The sequence below is a fragment of the Peptoclostridium sp. AF21-18 genome (assembly GCF_003478825.1).
Classification (GTDB): Bacteria; Bacillota; Clostridia; order Peptostreptococcales; family Peptostreptococcaceae; genus Peptacetobacter.
Window position 1 is genome coordinate 21,694 of record NZ_QUGE01000014.1, and the last position, 22,999, is coordinate 44,692.

The following is a 22,999-nucleotide window of genomic DNA, read 5'->3' on the forward strand; positions in this document are numbered from 1 at the left end:
TAAAACCATTTTTAATTATCATTTATGATTTTACCATTAAATATTTTAATCATTATTTTCTAGCAACTCTATCTCCTAGAGAGCAAATACATAGTTATACCTGCTCAAACGCAAAAAAAGATGCCCCACAATCTGTGAGACATCTTTTCGATAAGTGTTTTAATACTGGTATTATGGTTTTATTTACTAACTAAAAAATACTCTATCCTAGGATAGAGTATCTTAAACTGGCTGGGGATATAGGATTCGAACCTATGCATACAGGAGTCAGAGTCATGTGCCTTACCGCTTGGCGAATCCCCAATATTCTTTTCTCTTAGGAAGCTCTCTCCCTTCGACAAGATATATAATACTACAGATTCAAAACTTATGCAATACTTTTTTAAAACTTTTTTCAAAAAAAATAAAAAAACTTGAAAAAAACAATAAAAGAACTAGTATAATATCCTACTCATAAAATATTATTACTAGTTCTTTCTTTTTAAACTACAGTTACAATAAACTATTATTTAAATCTTATATATATTTTTTTTGAATAAAGATAAAGCATAAGCACAAATATTAATAGTATATAAATAACCAAAAATCCTATCATTCTGCTTCCACTTCCAAATACCGCAGATAATACATCTACAACAAGCCACTCATCTAGCCTTAGTCCACATCCTCTTGCTACAGAACACACATTTACTTTAAACAGCGTATTTTTTAAAAACTCATTAATCCCAACAACAAACACTGGGCTAGCTCCCATAACCACAAACGGACGCGAAACTATATGAGAAATCTTGCTCCTATTCAAATCAAAAACTCCAAACAACGCTGCAAAAACAACACAATATCCGCCTAAAACAACCATCACAAAAGAAGGCGACATCACGCTCGCATTATATGGGCAATTTCTCTCCATTAAAAGAGCGATAATCACAAAAAACATCCCCATAATCAGAATCTTATTGCTCTTATCTCTATTCTCTACTCTCCTATTGCACAGAAAACTTCCAGCTGCCATAGCCAGACAACCTCCACACAAAGCAGAAACAGTTGACATAATTCCGTATCTCTCAAAATCTCCAATATGACCTGGCATAACCTTAGAATCCACAAAATACGCAAGACAATTCTTTGCAGTATCTCCAAAATTAACACTTGCAAAATAATAACCTGTAAGACCTGCCAACCCTATCGCAGTTAAAAATACAGCGATAACTAAAATCTTAAAATTAAATCTCCTAAACAAAACATATAAAAGAGATCCAACCATATACACAACAGCTATCATCTGTAAAATTCCCATAATCCTAAAACTATTAAAATTCCAAGCTCCAATTAAATTTATCAATATCCCGATTACAAATAATATAATACCTACCTTGACCTTCTTGATACAAATCTCCTTAAAGCTCTTCTTTTTCTTAACATCTAGCTCAACCTCTGTTGGAATCATAAAACAAACAGATGCCAACAACAATGGAAGTCCTAAATCGCCAAAACTTATCCCATTCCACTTAGAAAATGCTAAAAAATCAGGCAACTCACCCAAAACACCAATTCCAGATGAGCAAATAATACTAATCACAGCAATTCCCATAATAAGCTCGACAGTCGTGTATCTTCTCTTTAACACCTCTCCACCGATAACCTCTTTGAGATAATATGGATCCTTTTCTACCCTATTAATAACAGTCTGCTCAGTAGAACTAACTTCCTCATCTGATTCTACTTTCTTTTCATTCTTACTTTCTTTCTTCTGTTTAGGACTTATATCTTTTCTATTTCCTTCATTAATATATACACCTTCTTTGATATGTACATCTTCCTCAATTTCTGGAACATCATACCCATCGTACACTGGCATATCCTCATCCACAAAATGTATATTGTCCTCTACAATCTTAGCAATTTTCTCTAATTGAATCTCTTGCTCAATATTTTTCTTTACATCTATATCGTCATTCTTACCATTCAAACTAATCACCCTTGCTAAAACATTTATTTTTTCTTCTTCTTTTTCTTCTTTTTCTTAGTCTGCATAGGTGGTACCTTAGCTCCATTATCATACATCGCTGGTCCTTTAGGCTTGTTTCTATTTCTAAACGCTTTCATACCGTATGCGACAAATAGACCTACACCAATCCCTAAAGCAACTTCACCAAAACTTACCTCTGGAGTTGTCTTTGCTCCTGTAGCTGCAAATATATTTGTAGCAGTAGCTAAAGTGAACACGCTCGCTAATGCAACTATTCTTTTAAAATTTCTCATCGTTTACTTTCCTTTCTCTAAAAACTTTCACATAATTATATTATATAAGAAAAAGATGAATATAAAAACAGTTATAAAGTTTTTTTATTTATTATTTTACTGCATAAAAGAACCCCCACTCAGGGATTCCTAGGAATCAAACTGGACACTTAAGTCTGTGGGGGTATTGATGTCTTTTAAATTCTCATCATTTCTTATTTTCTTTCCACTAGAAGTCTTAAAATCGGCTAACGAATACAACGTAGAATTTCCACTAGAATCCTTTTCTGTAAACCAAATTTCATCTCTTCTCAGCAAATTATTTGAAAGCTCCCACAAATCATGACTTGTAAATACAATCTGAGCATGTATAGAATCGTCAAAAGTAGAATTAATGTTTCTGGCTCAAGTGCTGTTTCGATATTATTTCTATCTTTTTCAGATATTCCACTTAAATCCAGCTCATTTTCCTCTCTATTTCTGTAGAATATAGTCTTAAATTCAGTACTAGTCTTGTAACTTTTGCTCAACCATTCCTCTGAAATCCCTTTTGAATCTATACAAAATCCATACTGATATGTAACAACTTTATTAGATTCCTTCTGTATAAAGAAAACTTCAAACATAGATTCCCGATTTCTACTCACCTCATCAAATAAAAATGGTATCGGTGCATTGAACTCTCTATCGTTGTAGCTTATATCTCCTCCATATAGAAATGAATTTATCACATAATCATTCATATATTTAAAAACTTCTTGCACATTTGACTTTCCACTTGCATTAGCTCCAAAAATAGCTGCAGATAAAAAAGCTCCTATCGTATTAGCTACAGATAAATGAAATAAACTTAAAAGCTAATGGTGCAAAAGCTTTATATCAGATAGGTGGAGGAGTTAATCCTTCAGTAATGGAGAAACTTGCTGATTTACTTGGATTACCAGATGCAGCATCTGCAACTAATCCATATTAGGATTAATTTTGAATAACTAAAAGTTAATATAAACTAAAAAGAAACGGAGATTTTATAGTCTCCGTTTTCTTTTGTCTTTATAATTTATTACAAACATATATCCTTATAATTCAGAAAAATCTTTAACTGCTTCAATCATAGGATAACTAATGAATAACTTCCCGTTCTCTGTTTCATTATCAAAAATATCTAACATCTCATCTATGATATCATCGTGATTATCTACATCATTTGCGTGTCTATCGTAATCAAAAAATAGATAAATCTCTCCAAAAGTATCTTTTTTATATCCTTCAAATAACTTACCTTTCGACTTAAATACTTCTTCAATTATATTTATAATATCCAAATCTTCAAAGAAATCATATTCTTTCATTTTCTTATATAAAGTATAAATATTTGTTTCCATATGAAGTACGATTTCTTCAATATCAAGTTCATCAAAATTATTACTATTCATAAAAATCTATTTTTAAACTTTCACTTCCTTTTAAATCACAGTGACCTTTAGCTAGTAAATAGTCGTATTCAAGAACAGTTTTTCCATTTATATCAATTCTTTCATAAAGCATTTCTTCTTCTCCTGCTTTCCTATAATTATAAACAAGCTCATCTGTTACAAATGAAAAATAATACGTGAACTCAGCAAAATCATTTCTATTTAAGTTTAGATATGGATTTGCATCTATTGAAGTTTTTTCTCTATCGTCTATTAAATGATTTATAGCATCTAAAAGTGCTAAACCAAGATTACTCTTTCCAGAACTATTTTTACCAAATATTGAACATACCTTTACAGTACTATTCTCTATCATCTCTTTATTGAAATCGTAGTTGTGAGCTTTTGATAAGTCTAGTGTAAATTTATTCTCAAAGTTTTTAAATCTTTCTACTTCAAATTTTTTTAGCATAATTCCACCTCCGTTTAAGTATAGTATATTATATATCCGTAAAAAAATTACGGACAATATAAGAGGCACTATTTCTATAACAAAAAACATTTGTTCTTGTTGGTATTGCTTTTTTTGACATAGTTTTTACGATAAAAAAATTAATTTTTATTACATTATATATTAATTTTATTATTATTTATGTGTTTTGATGTAGGATGTTTAGTGTTTTGTGGGTGGTGGTCGCGCTCCGTACAATAAAACTGTGGAAGAATAAATAATTGCGAAGAGCAAGAGAATAGAGAAAAAAAGAGATGCAACGAATAAAAAAGGAAAAGGAAAACGGAGGTAAAAGAATGAATAAGGAAAGATTATCAGTAGTAATGGCTGGAGCGATGTTAGCAAGTAGTGTAGCGCCAGTATTAGCTGCAGAAACAACAACACAGAAAGACTACGAAGTCAATGGAAGTAACAAAGGGTTATTAATCAGAGATTTAAGAGAATTAATATTAACTAAAGGAACATTCGAAAATGTTGACGTTAACGGAGATTTAGCTGGTCATTCAGTACATTATGCAAAATTTGTAACTACAACTAAAACAGTTGAAGAAGTTGGAAGTCATTATTCTAAAATTGAAGAAGCAATAAATGCAGAATTAAAATATTTAGGTGAAACTGCAGTATTCAATGCTTCATCTACAAATGGTCATGTTGGTAAAGAACATACTGTAAAAGTTGGGAATTCAGAAGTAACATTTTTCGTAACTAGTGATGCAAAAAAACCTGGAACATTTAGCATAAAATCAAAATACGATAATAAAAACTTTGATAAATTAGAAACACTTATACAGAATGCAACTACTGGATCAAAAGTAGAAGTTTGGGATAATGGGCATATAGAAAAAGATGGCAAATTCTATGGAAAAACATTAGAAGAAACTAAAGTTGCAGGTAAATTTACTGCAACTGATTTAACAACAGAATACAATAACTTTGTAAATGCAGTTGATAAAAATACTTATCCAGCAGTTTATAAAATGGAATTAAAAGATAATGTATTAACAGTGTACACAAGATATGCATCAGGACAGACAGAAGATACTAGACAGAAAAAAGAATACACAGTTGGAAGTGACTATGTAGATTTCACTAAAGCTATAGCTATGGATGGAAATCTTGCAAAACCAGATTTTACAGATGAAAATGGTAAAAAATGGATAACTGCAGAAGTAAAAGAATTTGCAATGAAAGATGATAAAGCCACTACTATTCCTAAAGATACTGATATAACAGATAAACATCTTCATACAGTAACAATAACAGATGTAGATAATGTACATAATGTAGTATTATCAGACTTATATGATGGATTATTCTTAACAGAAAAAGGTGAAGAATTATTAGATACATTAAAAGCATACGATGCAGAAGGATATCCAAAATGTATAGTTAGAGAAGGTAATGTTAAAACAGAAGCAAATGGATTATATTCATTAACTATAGAATTAGAAAAAACTATAAATAAAGAAACAGTTAAAAATCAGGTTGTAATAACAACTAATAATAAAGCTAGATTAGATTTCTTTGCTGATGGAATAGCTGCAGATGATTATACTCATCACGGAAGTAAAGCAATAAGAAAATTCCCAGTACAGAAATTAGTAGGAGCAACTAGACACGAAACAGCAGTAAAAGTAGCAAAAGAAAATGCAGATATAAGAACAGTAGCAGAAAACGGAAACATAGTATTAGTAAACTCAGACTCATTAGTAGATGGATTAGCAGCAGCACCATTAGCAGCATCAGCAATAAACTTAAGAGGTTCTGCAAATGGAACAACTTCTACTATAACTAATAAAGACTATGTAGCACCAATCTTATTAACAAACAGAGATGGATTAGATAAAGCAACAAAAGACTACATAAAAGAAATAGTAGCACACCAGAGAGTAGGAAACTTAGACAAAGTAACAGTATACCTAGTAGGTGGAGAAGCTGTAATATCTAAAGCAGTAGAAAACGACTTAAAAGAAGCAGGCTTAAGAGTAATAAGAGCAGGTGGAAAAGATAGAGAAGAAACATCATTAAAAGTAGCTAACTTAATAGAAAAAGATACTAGAGTAGATATAAAAAATGCATTCGTAGTAGGAGCAAATGGTGAAGCAGATGCAATGTCAATAGCATCATATGCAGCAGACAATAATACACCAATAATAGTAGAATCAGTACACGGAATATCAGAAGCTACAGTAGAATTCTTAAAAGGATACAAAAAAGAAAATGCTAAAGATGTAACAATAGTAGGTGGAGAAAAAGTTGTATCTAAAGAAACAGAAGAATTATTAAAATCAGAATTAAAAGATAAAGATGTAGATAGATTAGCTGGAGCAAACAGAAAAGCAACAAATGCAAAAGTTATAGATTTATTATATACTCCAGGATCATTAAATCACATACTAGTATCAAAAGATGGTATAGCAAGAGAAGGCGAATTAATAGATGCATTAACAGCAACATCAATAGCAGCAAAATACCACACTCCAATAGTACTAGGAACAAACAACTTATCTAAAGAACAGATAGAAGCTATAGAAGATAAAACTAACAGAAGAGCTGATAAATACGTATACCAGATAGGTGGAAATGTAGCAGAATCAGTAATGAGAACTATAGCTGAAAGATTAAACTTAGCAAAATAATTAACATTGAACTAACAAACGTTAATATATAAGAGTAAGGGCGAGGATTTATTCCTCGTCTTTTCTTTTTACCAAAACTAAAAAAGACAAAAATAGACTTGCTTTTGTAAGTCTATTTTTGCCTCAATAAAATCAAAAAACATACGTTCTGTATTTCGTTATCTATATTTACTTTTATAAATATAATACGTTTAAACCATAATACTTATACCATATTACTTTAAAATATATCTTGTCTTTGATCCAGAGCCTATCATTTCTATTTTTCCCATATTAACTAATGAATTAAATATTTTTCTTGCTTTCGACTTGCTAACTCCAAACGTTTCAATAGCTAATTTTGTTGTAATATATCCGTTATTACTTATAAAATCAACTACCAAAGACTGCTCTTCATTTAAACGAGTGTTCTTTAAATCATCTATTTTAACATTTTCCAAGCCAATTCTACTCTTAATATCATTTGAAAGATAATATTCTGTACCTCTTCCATTACCTAAAACTTTTAAAACTCCTTTACTTACAAGCTTTTTCAATATCTTAGAAATATATTTTGAATTTTTATCCAATACTTGTTGCAAATATGAATTATTGACTATATCTTCTAACATAGTAATTAATATTACATCAATTTCTTCTTTTGAAAACTCACTTAAAATTTCTTCAACAAAAATTTCCTTTTCAGACCTATCATCTTCAATATCGATGTTTTTATGATCTACATTTATATCTTCTATATCTTCAGACTTCATATTTAATACAAGCTCTACTCTATCTGGAGAAAAACTTTCTTTTAATTCTGGTTTTATCCAATTCTCATCATCCCAAATCTTAGCTATCTTTCCTATACCAGAGCCAGCTCTCTCACCAATTCCAATCAAATTAAACATTTTAAAAATATTTTCATTTCTTGGATCGCTGATACCACCATTTATAGCTTCTTCCAAAGAAACTCTCAATGTACCTGGATTTGAAAATTTAAAATAATCATCTCCCTTCTCTACAACTATACCTCGTTCAACTCTATAATCTGTATGAATTAAAGTATTTGCAAGAGCTTCTCTAATAGCCTCGTGTAAAAGCGTAGTATCTTGACGAATACCATTTACCAACTTAAACGGAACTTTTAAATTCATAGTCAAATCATTTACAATCATAAAATAAAAATCATAGATATTACCACTCCAAAGACCGTTATTAGAAGTTATTCTATTTTCCCACCTTATATTAGAGTCAGTTGATTTTTCTCTGTAATCTAAGAAATATTTTGGAAATTCATCTGTTATTTCTCTATCTTCTCCAAACATCAAAAGCCCTGCATAAGTAATACCCTCTTCTCCAGTAGTTCTATTTTTTCCGTAAGCCCCAATCTTATACAAAAACTGCTTTGTGTCTAAAGCTAACCAAGGATGGTTTGGATTTTTGCTCTCCAATCTATTTTTATAACTTCTTATACTTTTAATATTCAAATCTTCTATTCCAAAGCCTTCTAAAATAGTACTATCCTGAGAAATATCACTAGAATCAGCAATCATTCTATCAATTTCTTGCTTATTGCATTTATAATCTCCACTATGATTTCTTCTAAAAGTACCTGCATGTTTATTGATATTATATGGATTATCCCCTATAAATATTGGCTTTTGTCTTCTATCTGCCCTAGGAATAAATATTTTTATTACATCTTTTCCATCTATTTTTTCAATACTTATATCTCTATCAGAAAGAATATTCATACTAGCTTTGTTATTATTATTTAAATTATCCCAAAATTCCTTAATAACTTTATCTGTATTATTTACACCTGAAATATAGAATTTACCTTTTTTTTCTTTTATTCCCAGATAAATAGTTCCACCACTAGTATTTGCAAATGCCGAATAAGTCTCCCATAAATCTCTTGGTAAATTATCTGCAGCTTCTTTACATTCTATTTCACCATTTTCTAAAATTTCATCTATATTCATATCAATCACTTTCCTTTATGTATTTTATTATTAAATTAAATCGATTTATTTTAGTATTGGAATCGATTTGTTTTAACTTGGATATAATATTATAATAGCATAAATAATGTATATTTGAGTAAGTTTTTTGTTATTTTTGTAAATCGATTTATTTTAGATATGTGTTTATAAACTTTTATGAGTAATCGGTTCTATTTAGGTGTTAATTTGCTCTATTTTAATCGATTATGATTAAATCGATTAAGTTTAAGTTTTGAGTTTGTGTTTTTGGGGTTGTGGTCGCGCTCCGTACAATAAAACTGTGGAAGAATAAATAATTGCGAAGAGCAAGAGAATAGAGAAAAAAAGAGATGTAACGAATAAAAAAGGAAAAGGAAAACGGAGGTAAAAGAATGAATAAGAAAAGATTATCAGTAGTAATGGCTGGAGCGATGTTAGCAAGTAGTGTAGCGCCAGTATTAGCTGCAACAGAAACAGTTGTTAATGAATCAGAAAGAGGTTTATTAATAAAAAGATTAAGAGAACTAGTATCTGGAACTGTATTCTCTAATATAGAAGAAAATAAAAAACAGTCAGAAGATGCAAACGGAAACCATGATAACCCAGGACAGTCAGTTTATTATATCAAGGTAGTAGATGCAAAAGGAAACAAAGTAGACAATTATACATTAGCAAACTTAGCTGATTTAGAAAAAGATTTACAGAATGAGAAAAAAATACCAGCCGGTTCAAAATTAAGTGTATATGATAGAGGACATATTGTTAAAGATGGTGTTGTTTACAACCATGCTTTAGAAACTGTTCAAGAAGCTGTAACTTATACTACTCCAGATTTAGAAAAAGTATATAATGATTTTAAAGGTGGAAAAAATGCACAGAAATATTCTGATGTTATATACAAAATGTCTTTTGAAGACGGTATTCTTAAAGTAACATGCAGAACTGCTCCAACTGAAAGTGAATACAAAGTATTAGAATACAAAGCAGGTTCTAATAAAGTTAAATTTAACAGACCTATGGATGTTAATGGTAATGTATTAGTAAAAGACAAAGATGGAGAATGGCCAACATTCGATCACTTTGAAGAAGAAAAAAAAGTTAGTGTTACAGAAGGTAAAAATATACCAACAAAATTAATAGAAACTATAACTTTAACAGACGAAGATGCTAAATACGAAACAGTATTATCTAAATTATATGATGGATTATTCTTAAAAGAAGACGGACAGAAATTATTAGAAGCATTAAAAGAATATGATGCTAATGTAGATAAAAAATATAAAACTACAATATCAACTATTGAAAAAAATGGTAGAGGTTTATACGAATTAACAATAAAATTCGAAAAAACTATAAACAAAGAAACTATAAAACAGACTCTTGTAATAACAACAAATGACAAAGATAAATTAGAATTCTTTAAAGATGGAATAGCTTCTAAAAAAACTCCTGGACATAAAACTTTATACAGAAAATTCCCAGTACAGAAATTAGAGGGAACTGATAGACACGAAACAGCAGTAAAAGTAGCAAGAGAAAATGCAGATATAAAAACAGTAGCAGAAAACGGAAACATAGTATTAGTAAACTCAGACTCATTAGTAGATGGATTAGCAGCAGCACCATTAGCAGCATCTGTAATAAATCAGGATAACACTATAGCAAAAGATAAAAACTATGTAGCACCAATCTTATTAACAAATAGAGATGGATTAGACAAAGTAACAAAAGACTACATAAAAGAAGTAGTAGCACACCAGAGAGTAGGAGCATTAGACAAAGTAACAGTATACCTAGTAGGTGGAGAAGCAGTAATATCAGAATCAGTAGAAAATGATTTAGAAGAAGCAGGCTTAAGAGTAGTAAGAGCAGGCGGAAAAGATAGAGAAGCAACATCACTAAGAGTAGCAGAATTAATAGAAAAAGATACAAATGAAGATATAGAAAAAGCATTCTTAGTAGGAGCTACTGGAGAAGCAGATGCAATGTCAATAGCATCATATGCAGCAGACAGTAGAACACCAATAATAGTAGAATCAGTACATGGAATATCTAAAACAGCAGTAGACTACTTAAAAGGATACAAAGTAGACGCTGGTAAAGATGTAACAATAGTAGGTGGAGAAAAAGCAGTATCAACAGCTACAGAAGAAACATTAAAATCTGAAAAAGTTAAAGTAGAAAGATTAGCTGGAGCAAACAGAAAAGCTACAAATGCAAAAGTTATATCTACATTATATAAAAATCATTCTTTAACAGACATATTAGTATCAAAAGATGGTATAGCAAGAAAAGGTGAATTAATAGATGCATTAACAGCAACATCAATAGCAGCAAAATATCATTCACCAATAGTTTTAGCAACTGATAGTATAACAAAAGAACAGTTAAATGCTTTAGAATTAAAAGCTACTAGAGAAAAAACTAAATATGTATACCAGATAGGTGGAAACGTATCTGAATCAGTAGTAAGAACAATAGCTGATAGATTAAACTTAGCTAGATAATTAACTTTGAGCTAACAAACATTAATATATAAGATTAAAGGCGAGGGAAATTTCCTCGTCTTTTCTTTTTACCAAAACCAAAAAAGACAAAAATAGACTTGCTTTTGTAAGTCTATTTTTGCCTCAATAAAATCAAAAAAACATATGTTCTTTAAAATTATTCCTAACAATAAATACAACAACACTTATAACATCATTAACTTTCAGAATCCCTCATACACTTCTCAATAACTAACTTAGCTATATCATTAAAATACCCAAAATTATTTATAAAGAAAACATTCATATTAGAATATCTCATAAGAGAGTTTAAATCCTTCTTTATAAACTTCCAAGAATCATTAAATTTCTTTTCCATTCCAAACTCATCAACAAACTCTACAAACTTTTCCTCTTCACCATCATACAAATCAGAAAAATCCTCTGCAGAAATAACCTTTTTTGAACTATCCATATTTCTCTCTCCATGAAGAACATGGTCTAAATTACAAGAAAAATAATATATTTCTAAAGGTATATCTCCCAACATTTCACCCTTTATAACTGGCTCAAGCTTTTTAGACTTATATTTATTTCTCTTTCTGATTCCTTCCACATCGCTTGTATAAATTCCATTATCTTCATATCGAAGCTCTTCTTCACCAGAAGAAAAAACAGCTTCATCTGGAATATAACATCCATCTGTATCAGATATAACCACTATTTTCTCTATATCTTTTTCTGTAATTCCTCTATTTTCCAATAAAAATTTTGCCAATTCTATATTTATTAATTCAACAAGGGTTTTATTTTTATATCCTTTACTATCATTAGAAGAAAGATCACAACCTACAGTTTTAAAAAGTACTTGATCATTCATCAATTCTGAAATTATAGGCTTTAGTGCTTTTTCATCACTTTTTCCTTCAACAATTAATAGAAAGACTTTCTTTTTAGGCTTTATTTTAGTTTTCTTCGCTGACATAAAGTTTACCTGCCTTTCTAAATGCTTTTTCTATCCTATAATCTCTAGTTTCATTGTATACTTCCTCTTCCTGACCGCCAAGAAGAATTGCTGAATAGTAAAAATCTCTAATATTATTATTTGAATTAACTCCAGAAAGATAAATATATCTATTATCAGGATTTACAGTTGTAAAAATAATAGACTTGTATGGAAGTTTTTCAAGTGGTCTTAAATTATGAGATGTAAAAATAAACTGACCTTTTGCAGAGTCATTAAATATTTTTAAAATCTCACCCAGTAAATACTCATGAATACCAGAATCAAATTCATCCACTAGAAGACATACGGATTCTTTGTTATATACAGCAACAAGTGCACTTGTAATAGAAATTATTCTTTTTATCCCCTCTGATTCATATACTAAAGGAATATTTTTACCATCTCTTATACTCACTATCTCAAAACTTATTCCGTCACTTCCATCTTTCATAAGCTGCTCTTTTTCATTTACTATACCAATCTCTAAAGAAGGAACCAATGATTTTATAACAATATTTATCTGTTCAATAACACTTTTAACACCATCAAATATATTTACAGGCAAAATATTTGGCTTAAATAAATTAATTGCAAGCCTTCCTCTTTTTAGCCTATCACTATTTTGAAGATATACATTAAGAGAAACAAATTTATCAAGATATATACTTCCCATAGCATCATTTTTTATAATAATTAAATTTTTAATTGAAAAATATTTAAGAACTCTTACTACACAAAGAAGGTCATCCTCTCCTTTTTTTGCAAGTTCTTCAGCTACTCTATCCTTTGTTCCACTTCCAAAAATTAAAGATGCATCTGGATTTATCTCATATAATAATTTTGAAAACATATTAGTATCTTTTGAGATAGCTTTTTTTATTTTTGAATATGTTATTTCTCCATTCTCTGCTTCAAATAAAATCCTTTTTCTCTTCCATTCACTATCTTCAAATTTTTTAAGTGATAATTTCTCATGGTTTATAACATACTTATCATTATCACCAAGAGCTATGTTAAATTCATAATCTACAAACCCTTTGAAATCATCAAATTCTATGTAAAAGTTGTATTCTAAACGAGCCTTTTTAGAAGTAGTATTAATCATACTTCCAACATAATCTGGCAGATTTTTACCTGTTATGACAGCTTTTAAAATATCTGTAGCTTCTAAAATAGTTGATTTTCCAGAACCATTTTGACCATATATTCCAAGGATAGATCCAGATTTCGATAAATCTTCTTCATTTGTATTATTTGTTGTATTAATTTTTATAGATCCATGACATACATTCTTTATTCCTTCAATAGTAATTCCTACTATACGCATAAATTCCTTCATAAAAATTCCTCTTTCTAAACATAATATATATTTTTTTTATTCTTTATATCCATAATAACACTTTTTTACATATTTTCATACTTTTTGTATGAATTTAGTTGTAAAAAGTTATAAAGTGATTTTTATTTTGTCAGTTTGTGTTTTGGGGTGGGTGCGCGCGTTTCGTACAATAAAACTGTGGAAGAATAAATAATTGCGAAGAGCAAGAGAATAGAGAAAAAAAGAGATGTAACGAATAAAAAAGGAAAAGGAAAACGGAGGTAAAAGAATGAATAAGAAAAGATTATCAGTAGTAATGGCTGGAGCGATGTTAGCAAGTAGTGTAGCGCCAGTATTAGCTGCAGAAACAACAACACAGAAAGACTATACAGTCAATGGAAGTAACAGAGGTCTTTTAATAAAAAGCTTAAGAGAATTAATATTAACTAAAGGAACATTTGAAAATGTAAAAGAAAACAAAGAGTTAGCAGGACACTCAGTACACTATGTAACAGTAGATGGAGTAACTGAAACAACTGATAAAGAAACAGTTTCTGAAGTTGGATATATGTACGAAACTTTCGTAAAAGCTATAAATGCTAAATTAGCAGCTTTAGGAGAAGAAGTAACATTCCAGAAATCTGATTTAGCTTGGATAGCTGATGGTAAAGATCATGATGTTAAATTAGGAAACATAATAGTAACAGTTAATTTTGTTAACAATTCAGGAAGACCAGGAACATTTACTATAACTCGTACTAAAAAGTTTGATAATACTAATATAGCAGAATTAGAAACAGCTATACAGCATGCAAAATCAAACACAAAATTAAGAGTTTGGGATAATGGTCATATAGAAAAAGATGGAAAATACTATGGAAAAACTATAGAAAAAGGTTATGAAAAAAATCTATTCACTACAGGAGAATTAAAAGCAGCATATGATGCTTTCAAAGCAGCTGATCCTACAACTTATCCAGCAGTATTAGATATGGAATTCGATGGTAAAGTATTAACAGTAAAAACAAGATTAGTTGGAGAAGAAACAGAAGCATCAAGAAAAGTATTAACATACAAAGCAGATGATGTAGAAGTTAACTTCACTAAAGCTGTAAATGTTCATGGAGTAGAATTAGAACCTAATTTAGATGGTACATGGATAACTGAAAACATAGCTGGATTCGCTGAAGTTCCAGGAGTTGAAATTGAAAAAGGTAAAGATATAGCAAATAAAGAACTTTACACAGTAACAATAACAGATGTAGATAATGAACAGACTATAGTATTATCAGAATTATATAATGGATTATTCTTAACTGAAAAAGGTGAAGAGTTATTAGAAGCAATGAAAGAATATGATGAAAAAGATAGATACTACGTAGATTATCTTCCAACTGTAGATAAAAGTGCAAATGGATTATATACAATAACATTAACATTTACAAAAACTGTTAATAAAAATACAACAAAAAATGTAGTAAAAATAACATCAAATAATCTTGGAAAAATAGAATTCTTCGCAAAAGGAATAAAAGCACAGACTGTATCTGCAGAACATGGTGTAGTAGCAAGAAAATTCCCAGTACAGAAATTAGTAGGAGCAACTAGACACGAAACAGCAGTAAAAGTAGCAAAAGAAAATGCAGATATAAGAACAGTAGCAGAAAACGGAAACATAGTATTAGTAAACTCAGACTCATTAGTAGATGGATTAGCAGCAGCACCATTAGCAGCATCTGTAATAAATCAGGATAACACTATAGCAAAAGATAAAAACTATGTAGCACCAATCTTATTAACAAATAGAGATGGATTAGACAAAGTAACAAAAGACTACATAAAAGAAGTAGTAGCACACCAGAGAGTAGGAAACTTAGACAAAGTAACAGTATACTTAGTAGGTGGAGAAGCGGTAATATCTAAAGCTGTAGAAAACGACTTAAAAGAAGCAGGCTTAAGAGTAGTAAGAGCTGGTGGAAAAGATAGAGAAGCAACATCATTAAAAGTAGCAGAAATAATGGCTAAAGATACTGATGCAACTAATATAACAAATGCATTCTTAGTAGGAGCAAATGGTGCACCAGATGCAATGTCAATAGCATCATATGCAGCAGAAAACAAAACACCAATAATAGTAGAGTCAGTACATGGAATATCAGAAGCTACAGTAGACTACCTAAAAGGATACAAATTAGACGCTGGTAAAGATGTAACAATAGTAGGTGGAGAAAAAGTAGTATCAAAAGCTACAGAAGAAACATTAAAAGCAGAATTAAAAGATAAAACTATAGATAGATTATTCGGAGCAAACAGAAAAGAAACAAATGCAGAAGTAATCTCTAAATTATATGAAAATGGTTCAATAGATCATGTACTAGTATCAAAAGATGGTATAGCAAGAGAAGGCGAATTAATAGATGCATTAACAGCAACATCAATAGCAGCAAAATATCATACTCCAATAGTACTAGGAACAAATGAATTAACTAAATCACAGATAGAAGCTATAGAAGATGCAACTAATAGAAATGCTGATAAATACGTATACCAGATAGGTGGAAACGTAGCAGAATCAGTAGTAAGAACAATAGCTGATAGATTAAGTTTATCTAGATAATTAACTTTGAACTAACAAATGTTAATATATAAGGGTAAAGACGAGGGAAATTCCCTCGTCTTTTCTTTTTACCAAAATTAAAAAAGACAAAAATAGGCTTGCTTTGTAAGTCTATTTTTGTCTTTAAAAGGCTGTTACGAACAAATGTTTGATTAGATGTTTATATTTTTCTGACTGAAGATAAATTTTAAAGAAGTAACTCTTTCTTTTTATTATAAAAATTTAATTATATAGATAGTTAATATACAGTATCTGATGAAAATAAAAAATAAAATGAACATATGTTCTATTAAATAAAAAAACAAAAATAGACTTACAAAAGCAAGCCTATTTTTGTTTTTATAAATAGAAATAAATAATAAAAAAAGCGAGGAAAAATTCCTCGCTTTTAATCTGTTTATCTATCAACTATGCCTAGACAAAACTTAATTATTTTGCTAAACCAACTCTTTCAGCTATTGTTTTTATAACTGATGGTGCAACACCTTTACCTACCTGGTATACATATACACCATTTCTGCTAGATTTTAATTCTAATGCGTTTATCTGTTCTTTAGTTAATTCATTAGTTCCAAGAACTATTGGTGAATGATCTTTAGCTGCTAAAGAAGTTGCTGTTAATGCATCTATTAATACATCATCTTTAGATACTACTAACTGATCTAATTCACGGTTAGCATATAATGTATTTATAACTTCTGCATTTGTTTCTTTTCTTTTAGCTCCTGCTAATCTATCAGTTTTTATTTTTTCTGCTTTTAATGTTTCTTCTGTAGCTTTTGATACTACTTTTTCTCCACCTATTATTGTTACATTTTTACCAGCGAAGTTGTCATTTTTATATCCTTTGAAGAATTCTACAGCATCATCAGATAATCCATGAACTGATTCAACTATTACTGGAGTTTTATGTTCTGCTGCATATGATGCTATTGACATTGCATCTGCTTCTCCGTTTGCTCCTATTAAAAATGCTTCTGTGTAAGCTGTTGCACTAGTATCTTTTTTCATTAATTCAGCTACTTTTAATGATGTTGCTTCTCTATCTTTTCCACCTGCTCTTACTACTCTTAGACCTATTTCTTTTAAGTCGTTTTCTACAGCTTTAGATATTACTGCTTCTCCACCTACTAAGTATACTGTTACTTTATCTAATGCACCAACTCTCTGATGAGCTACTACTTCTTTCATGTAGTCTTTTGTTTCTTTTGGTATACCATTTGCATTTGTTAATAGTATTGGTGCTACATAGTTAGACTGTTTTCCATCCCAGCTTCCACCGTTACCATTTATAGTATTACCATTATTTACAACAGATGCTGCTAATGGTGCTGCCGCTAATCCATCTACTAATGAATCTGAGTTTACTAATACTATGTTTCCATTTTCTGCTACTGTTTTTATATCTGCATTTTCTTTTGCTACTTTTACTGCTGTATCAAATCTGTTAGCTCCTTCTAATTTCTGAACTGGGAATTTTCTAACATTTTTAGTACCATGATGAGTAGTTCCTTTTACAGCGATTCCATTACGGAATAAAACTAATTTTTCATAGTCATTAGTTGTTATTGTTACTACATTTTTAACTGTTTTTTTGTTTAGAGGTTTTTCTAATTCTATAGTTAATGAATATAATCCATTAGCATTTGTTTTTATATCGCCTTCTCCTCTAACTATGTATCCATTTGCATATCCTTCTGCATCGTATGCTTTTAATGTATCAAATAATTCCTGTCCTTTTTCTGTTAGGAATAATCCATCATATAAGTCTGATAATTTTGCAGTGTATTCATTACTTACATCTGTTATTGTTACTGTGTAAAGATGTTTATCTTCTAAGTCAGCACCTTCTGTTGCACCTGTTTTTGTTTTAATCTGGAATCCGTCTATATCTTTTGTTATCCATGTATTCTGGAAGTCTGGTTTTAATAGCTGTTTTGCAGCATTTATAGCTTTGTCAAATTCAACTTTGTCACTTCCAACTTCATATTTGAAAGTTTTTCTTCCAGATTCTTCTTCAGTATCTACCTGTCTTGTTTCTACAGTTAATACATTGTTTTCTAATTTCATATCGTATACTGCTGGGTAAGTAGTAGGATCAGCTGCTTTGAAAGCATCATATGCTGCTTTTAAACTATCTGCATCAAATTTTTCAGCTATTATAGAGTCAGCTAAAACTTTACCATAGTATCTTCCGTCTTTTTCTATATGTCCGTTGTCCCAAACTTCTACTTTTGATCCTGTAGCTGCATCCTGTATAAGTGATTCTAATTTATCAAAGTTTTTATTGTCATATTTTGATTTTATGCTAAATGTTCCAGGTTTATTTGCATCATTAGTTACGAAAAATGTTACTTCTGAATTTCCAACTTTTACAGTATGTTCTTTACCAACATGACCATTTGTAGATGAAGCATGGAATACTGCAGTTTCACCTAAATATTTTAATTCTTCATTTATAGCTGCTTCAATTTTAGAATATCCACTTCCAACTTTTTCAACTGTTTTAGTTGTAGTTACAAATTTTGCATAGTATACTGAATGTCCTGCTAAGTCATCATTTACTACTACGTTATCAAATATTTTAGAGTTTACAAAGTTTCTTAAATCTCTGATTAATAACCCTTTGTTTGAGTTGTTTACTGTATAGTCTTTCTGTGTTGTTGTTTCTGCAGCTAATACTGGCGCTACACTACTTGCTAACATCGCTCCAGCCATTACTACTGATAATCTTTTCTTATTCATTCTTTTACCTCCGTTTTCCTTTTCCTTTTTTATTCGTTACATCTCTTTTTTTCTCTATTCTCTTGCTCTTCGCAATTATTTATTCTTCCACAGTTTTATTGTACGAAACGCGCGACCACACCCACAAAACACTAAACAAAATAAAAAACACCGAAATCAATAACAATTTCGGTGTTTTCGTAATTTATTCTATACTATCTTTTAAACATTCTCTACTTATCGGTATCTGAGATGCTATTTTATCTTTATTAATTCCTTCTTGATAGAATCTTTTTAAATTAGTCTTATCATATGAAGCATATGCATAATATTTAGAAATATCCTCAACAAGGCTAGTAAAATATCTTTCCCAACTTATAAATTTTCTACTATCAATATAATCTGATGGATTTTCTAAAATCTTTTCAATCATCTTATTATGATTTCCAAATATCTTTGCAGACAATATCAAATATTCAAATGATTCTGGAAGAAATACCTTTATATTATTTCTATATCGTGTAAATTCTTCTAAAGTCTTTACCTGAGAGCCAAATGCAGCTCCATCAGCAACTATTAGTGTATCTTCATTATCTGGTATTTCTTCTAATGGTTTTATTATAGAGCTATTTCCACCAGAGGAGAAGCAGTTGCAATCATATACCTTACTAAAAAATTGGTATCCTGCTTTTTTATCTTCAGTTATAATATTATCTACATATATATCTTTATTATCTTTAAAGTTATCGTATTTTGAGTAAATTCTGTAAAACTTATTAACAACAGGCTCTAAACCACCATATTTACCAGACTCTTTAATTCCATATATCTCATCTACACTGTAGGGTAAATTGCTTAAGCTTTCTCTATTTACAATAACATAATAGTTTGAAGTATTTTGGATTGCTTTTGCAAATTCCTCTGTTTTTACATATGTCGCATCCTCATCAAAAAATATTATACTATTTCCAGTTTCTTTGATTCGTCTTTCCCAATCGTATTCATCACTAGAAAATGCTATACAAGGATAATCACAGTCAACACGTATAAACCCTTGAAGCGTTTTGTCTTTTGCAGCTCTTATCAATGATATAAGGACTGTTTTTCCAGTTGCAGAATTTCCCTCTATTATAGTTATATTTCTATTTAATGTAAATTCATAGGTGATTTTGTTAGCTATATTACTAATTTTTATATGGACTTTTCCTTTCACAATTATCCCTCCAAAAATTTATATCCCTTATAAGTAAATTCTTTATTATTTTTAACTACAGATCCATCATTTACAATAAATATTTCATCATTATCATCTAAGTCAAAATGCATTAAATACCTTAAATTAATAGTTATATCTTTATTTTTTGCTATTTTTAGTAAATATGGAGAGCAGTTATCACCACAATGAGTTGCATTAAATATCATATCAGGATGCTGATTAATCATAATTAAAGTTTTTACACCACCAGAAAGTGTCTGTGGTGGAATTGGTCCGAGTACAGGACTTTGAATTAAATTTGGACCAATAACATCTGATTTATCAATTTCTTTTATCATTTCTACACTAAGTGGATTTATTATATCCTCACTTGTATGCCGTATATCAAATGCAAGTGGGGGATTTTCTACCACATTGTATTTTTCTATGTCATCTCTATAACTTCTGCTAAATAATATTTTTAACATAGTTTTTGTCCTTCCTTTACTTGTTTTGTTTATTGATTTTTTAATTTATTTTTCATATATAAATTATATCATAATAGAATAGTGTAGAGTACGATTATTCAGTTGTAAAATATAATACAGAACGTATGTTTTTTTGTTTATTGAGGCAAAAATAGACTTACAAAAGCAAGTCTATTTTTGTCTTTTTTTAATTTTTGTAAAAAGAAAAGACGAGGAATAAATCCTCGCCTTTAATCTTATATATTAACGTTTGTTAGTTCAATGTTAATTATTTTGCTAAACCAACTCTAGTAGCTATCTGTTTTAATACATCTCTAGCTACACCATGTCCTACCTGGTAAACATATATTCCTGTTCTCTGAGCTTTCTTTTCTATAGCATTTATCTGATTTTCATTTAATTTATTTGTTCCAAGTACTATAGGAGCATTATCTTTAACTGCTAGTGATGTTGCTGTTAATGCATCTATTAATTCTGATTTTTTAGCTACACCGTCTTTTGATATAACTATCTGTTTTAAACCACTTGGAGCAAATCTATTTATTATTTCAGCATTAGTATTCTGTCTATTTGATCCAGCTATTCTATCTACAGCTATTTTTTCAGCTTTTAAAGTTTCTTCAGTAGCTTTAGAAACAACTGATTCACCACCTATTATAGTAGCTGATTTCTCAAGAGAAGATTTGTATCCATGTAAGAATTCTATTGTGTCTTCTGATACACCTTTAGGAGATTCAACTATTATTGGCTGTCTTTTTTTAGCGGCTACAGAAGCTATTGACATAGCATCCGCTTCTCCATTAGCACCTACAAGGAATGCATTTTCAAAGTATTCGCCGTTTTCTTTTTCCATTAATTTAGCTACTTCTAGTGAAGTTGCTTCTCTGTCTTTTCCGCCAGCTCTTACTATTCTTAATCCAAGATCTTTTAATTCATTTTCTAATGATTTAGATATAACTGATTCTCCACCTACTAAGTATACTGTTACTTTATCTAAGTTTCCTACAGTCTGATATTTTATTAATTCTCTTATGTAATCTTTTGTAGCTTTTGGTATAGAATCAGATTCTGTTAATAATATTGGTGCTACTTTATCATTATCTCCCCACCAATTTCCATCATTATCAAGATTTATAACTGAAGCTGCTAAAGGTGCTGCTGCTAATCCATCTACTAATGAATTTCCATTTACTAGTACTATATTTCCGTTTGTTGCAACGTCTTTTATTGATGCATTTTCTTTTGCTACTTTTACTGCTGTTTCATATCTATTGTCTCCAGCTAATACTTCTACCTGAGCTTTTGCATCCACCATCCATTTTCTGAATAATTCTAACTGAGCTTCGTTGTTAGTAGTTATTTTAACTACTTTTTTAACTTTTTTGTTAGTTACTTCATTCTGATCATAGAAGTTTATATCTAAAGTGAATAGACCATTAGCAGTAGAATCAACCTGACCTACTGAATATTTGTATCCGTCATTAGCATCAGATTTGCACATTTTAGCTGCATCTAATAATTCCTGACCTTTTTCTGTTAAAAGAAGTCCATCATATAAATCTGATAATTTGAAGTTTATAATTTCGTCAGCATTTGATATTGTAACATTAGCTAATAATTTAGATACTAATTTATCACCTTTTGAAGTAGTTACTCTTGCTGATTCTTTGAATCCAGCTAAGTTACTCCAATCTGATTCATGAGTTCCATTTATAAGATTTTTATCATCATCTATTGGTTTTGTGAAGTCTACAGCTTTATCTCCTTCTTTGAAAGTTAAAGTCCATAGTTTATCTTCAGATTCAGCTTTTCTTGTTACAACTGTAAGAGTTTTATCTGCTTCTGAATAGTCCATACTTTTTACAGCTGGATAAGTATTCATATTATAAGCTAAAGCTAATCCTTTTAATTCATCAGCTCCAAAAGTTCTAGTTGTTGAAACTTCTTCTAATGCATAAGCATAGTATTTTCCATTTTTTTCTGCAAATCCTCTATCATATACACTTATAACTGTATCTTTATCTGCTGCTTTAAGAGCTTCTTCTAAAGCTTTTATTCCTGCTTCTGTAACATCGTGATAATAAGTTGATCCCACTTTAACTTCATATACAGACTGTCCTGCATAACTATTATTGTCTGCTATATTAGCATAAACTTTTGATGTTAATAAGTTTCTTAAGTCTCTTATTAATATTCCTTTATTTGAGCCATTCACTTCATATGAAGGAGTAGCTGCTAATACTGGCGCTACACTACTTGCTAACATCGCTCCAGCCATTACTACTGATAATCTTTTCTTATTCATTCTTTTACCTCCGTTTTCCTTTTCCTTTTTTATTCGTTACATCTCTTTTTTTCTCTATTCTCTTGCTCTTCGCAATTATTTATTCTTCCA

General features: G+C 30.0%; 15 protein-coding genes and 1 tRNA gene. 3 read left to right on the forward strand and 13 right to left on the reverse strand.

The features are described 5' to 3' along the window. Positions 1 to 228 precede the first annotated feature (228 nt). The 6 genes from DWX74_RS07135 to DWX74_RS07160 form a co-directional block, all read right to left on the reverse strand. Positions 229 to 303: transfer RNA gene (locus DWX74_RS07135), tRNA-Gln, on the reverse strand. 202 nt (positions 304 to 505) lie between these two features. Then, complete coding sequence (locus DWX74_RS07140) at positions 506 to 1,969, reverse strand: hypothetical protein (RefSeq protein ID WP_118549361.1); 1,464 nt, start codon at positions 1,967 to 1,969, stop codon at positions 506 to 508. A gap of 23 nt (positions 1,970 to 1,992) precedes the next feature. Next, a complete protein-coding gene (locus DWX74_RS07145; RefSeq protein ID WP_118549362.1) occupies positions 1,993 to 2,262 on the reverse strand; it encodes a hypothetical protein in 270 nt (89 codons plus the stop codon). 290 nt (positions 2,263 to 2,552) lie between these two features. Further along, complete coding sequence (locus tag DWX74_RS07150) at positions 2,553 to 3,062, reverse strand: AAA family ATPase (protein ID WP_118549363.1); 510 nt, start codon at positions 3,060 to 3,062, stop codon at positions 2,553 to 2,555. 255 nt (positions 3,063 to 3,317) lie between these two features. After that, positions 3,318 to 3,674, reverse strand: coding sequence for a hypothetical protein (locus tag DWX74_RS07155; RefSeq protein ID WP_118549364.1), 357 nt, complete (start codon positions 3,672 to 3,674; stop codon positions 3,318 to 3,320). Next, the gene (locus DWX74_RS07160; protein WP_118549365.1) at positions 3,667 to 4,125 is read right to left on the reverse strand and encodes an AAA family ATPase; all 459 of its coding nucleotides are present in this window, start codon (positions 4,123 to 4,125) and stop codon (positions 3,667 to 3,669) included. The genes DWX74_RS07155 and DWX74_RS07160 overlap by 8 nt, the downstream gene beginning before the upstream one ends. A gap of 335 nt (positions 4,126 to 4,460) precedes the next feature. Here DWX74_RS07160 and DWX74_RS07165 point away from each other — a divergent pair, with 335 nt between their 5' ends. Next, positions 4,461 to 6,803: a cell wall-binding repeat-containing protein gene (locus DWX74_RS07165; RefSeq protein ID WP_118549366.1), complete on the forward strand. Its 2,343-nt coding sequence runs from the start codon at positions 4,461 to 4,463 to the stop codon at positions 6,801 to 6,803. Positions 6,804 to 7,018: 215 nt separating this feature from the next. On the opposite strand, the gene DWX74_RS07170 is transcribed toward DWX74_RS07165, so the two are convergent. Further along, the gene (locus tag DWX74_RS07170) at positions 7,019 to 8,770 is read right to left on the reverse strand and encodes an RNA-binding domain-containing protein (RefSeq protein WP_118549367.1); all 1,752 of its coding nucleotides are present in this window, start codon (positions 8,768 to 8,770) and stop codon (positions 7,019 to 7,021) included. A 392-nt stretch (positions 8,771 to 9,162) separates the two neighbouring features. Between DWX74_RS07170 and DWX74_RS07175 the strand changes: the two genes are divergently transcribed. Continuing rightward, a complete protein-coding gene (locus DWX74_RS07175; protein WP_118549368.1) occupies positions 9,163 to 11,277 on the forward strand; it encodes a cell wall-binding repeat-containing protein in 2,115 nt (704 codons plus the stop codon). Between the two features lie 196 nt (positions 11,278 to 11,473). Here the strand turns inward: DWX74_RS07175 and DWX74_RS07180 are convergent, their stop codons facing one another. Then, complete coding sequence (locus DWX74_RS07180) at positions 11,474 to 12,241, reverse strand: hypothetical protein (protein ID WP_118549369.1); 768 nt, start codon at positions 12,239 to 12,241, stop codon at positions 11,474 to 11,476. Further along, positions 12,222 to 13,601 (reverse strand): ATP-binding protein, encoded by a 1,380-nt coding sequence (locus DWX74_RS07185; RefSeq protein ID WP_118549370.1) that lies wholly within the window; start codon positions 13,599 to 13,601, stop codon positions 12,222 to 12,224. Before DWX74_RS07185 ends, DWX74_RS07180 begins: the two co-directional genes overlap by 20 nt. A 268-nt stretch (positions 13,602 to 13,869) precedes the next feature. Between DWX74_RS07185 and DWX74_RS07190 the strand changes: the two genes are divergently transcribed. Then, positions 13,870 to 16,197, forward strand: coding sequence for a cell wall-binding repeat-containing protein (locus tag DWX74_RS07190; RefSeq protein WP_118549371.1), 2,328 nt, complete (start codon positions 13,870 to 13,872; stop codon positions 16,195 to 16,197). A 429-nt stretch (positions 16,198 to 16,626) separates the two neighbouring features. Here DWX74_RS07190 and DWX74_RS07195 read toward each other — a convergent pair whose 3' ends face one another. The 4 genes from DWX74_RS07195 to DWX74_RS07210 form a co-directional block, all read right to left on the reverse strand. Further along, positions 16,627 to 18,942 carry a cell wall-binding repeat-containing protein gene (locus tag DWX74_RS07195; protein WP_118549372.1) on the reverse strand — a complete coding sequence of 772 codons (2,316 nt, stop codon included), beginning with the start codon at positions 18,940 to 18,942 and terminating at the stop codon, positions 16,627 to 16,629. A gap of 184 nt (positions 18,943 to 19,126) precedes the next feature. Continuing rightward, a complete protein-coding gene (locus DWX74_RS07200; protein ID WP_118549373.1) occupies positions 19,127 to 20,134 on the reverse strand; it encodes a hypothetical protein in 1,008 nt (335 codons plus the stop codon). 2 nt (positions 20,135 to 20,136) lie between these two features. Further along, complete coding sequence (locus DWX74_RS07205; protein WP_118549374.1) at positions 20,137 to 20,604, reverse strand: DUF4869 domain-containing protein; 468 nt, start codon at positions 20,602 to 20,604, stop codon at positions 20,137 to 20,139. Between the two features lie 268 nt (positions 20,605 to 20,872). Then, positions 20,873 to 22,909 (reverse strand): cell wall-binding repeat-containing protein, encoded by a 2,037-nt coding sequence (locus tag DWX74_RS07210; protein ID WP_118549375.1) that lies wholly within the window; start codon positions 22,907 to 22,909, stop codon positions 20,873 to 20,875. Positions 22,910 to 22,999 lie beyond the last annotated feature (90 nt).

What these genes read in the sequence shown, in the direction of transcription:
- DWX74_RS07145 (WP_118549362.1), bottom strand. Translation starts at nt 2,262, where the DNA reads ATGAGAAATTTTAAAAGAATAGTTGCATTAGCGAGCGTGTTCACTTTA.
- DWX74_RS07155 (WP_118549364.1), bottom strand. Translation starts at nt 3,674, where the DNA reads ATGAATAGTAATAATTTTGATGAACTTGATATTGAAGAAATCGTACTT.
- DWX74_RS07160 (WP_118549365.1), bottom strand. Translation starts at nt 4,125, where the DNA reads ATGCTAAAAAAATTTGAAGTAGAAAGATTTAAAAACTTTGAGAATAAA.
- DWX74_RS07165 (WP_118549366.1), top strand. Translation starts at nt 4,461, where the DNA reads ATGAATAAGGAAAGATTATCAGTAGTAATGGCTGGAGCGATGTTAGCA.
- DWX74_RS07170 (WP_118549367.1), bottom strand. Translation starts at nt 8,770, where the DNA reads ATGAATATAGATGAAATTTTAGAAAATGGTGAAATAGAATGTAAAGAA.
- DWX74_RS07175 (WP_118549368.1), top strand. Translation starts at nt 9,163, where the DNA reads ATGAATAAGAAAAGATTATCAGTAGTAATGGCTGGAGCGATGTTAGCA.
- DWX74_RS07180 (WP_118549369.1), bottom strand. Translation starts at nt 12,241, where the DNA reads ATGTCAGCGAAGAAAACTAAAATAAAGCCTAAAAAGAAAGTCTTTCTA.
- DWX74_RS07185 (WP_118549370.1), bottom strand. Translation starts at nt 13,601, where the DNA reads ATGAAGGAATTTATGCGTATAGTAGGAATTACTATTGAAGGAATAAAG.
- DWX74_RS07190 (WP_118549371.1), top strand. Translation starts at nt 13,870, where the DNA reads ATGAATAAGAAAAGATTATCAGTAGTAATGGCTGGAGCGATGTTAGCA.
- DWX74_RS07195 (WP_118549372.1), bottom strand. Translation starts at nt 18,942, where the DNA reads ATGAATAAGAAAAGATTATCAGTAGTAATGGCTGGAGCGATGTTAGCA.
- DWX74_RS07205 (WP_118549374.1), bottom strand. Translation starts at nt 20,604, where the DNA reads ATGTTAAAAATATTATTTAGCAGAAGTTATAGAGATGACATAGAAAAA.
- DWX74_RS07210 (WP_118549375.1), bottom strand. Translation starts at nt 22,909, where the DNA reads ATGAATAAGAAAAGATTATCAGTAGTAATGGCTGGAGCGATGTTAGCA.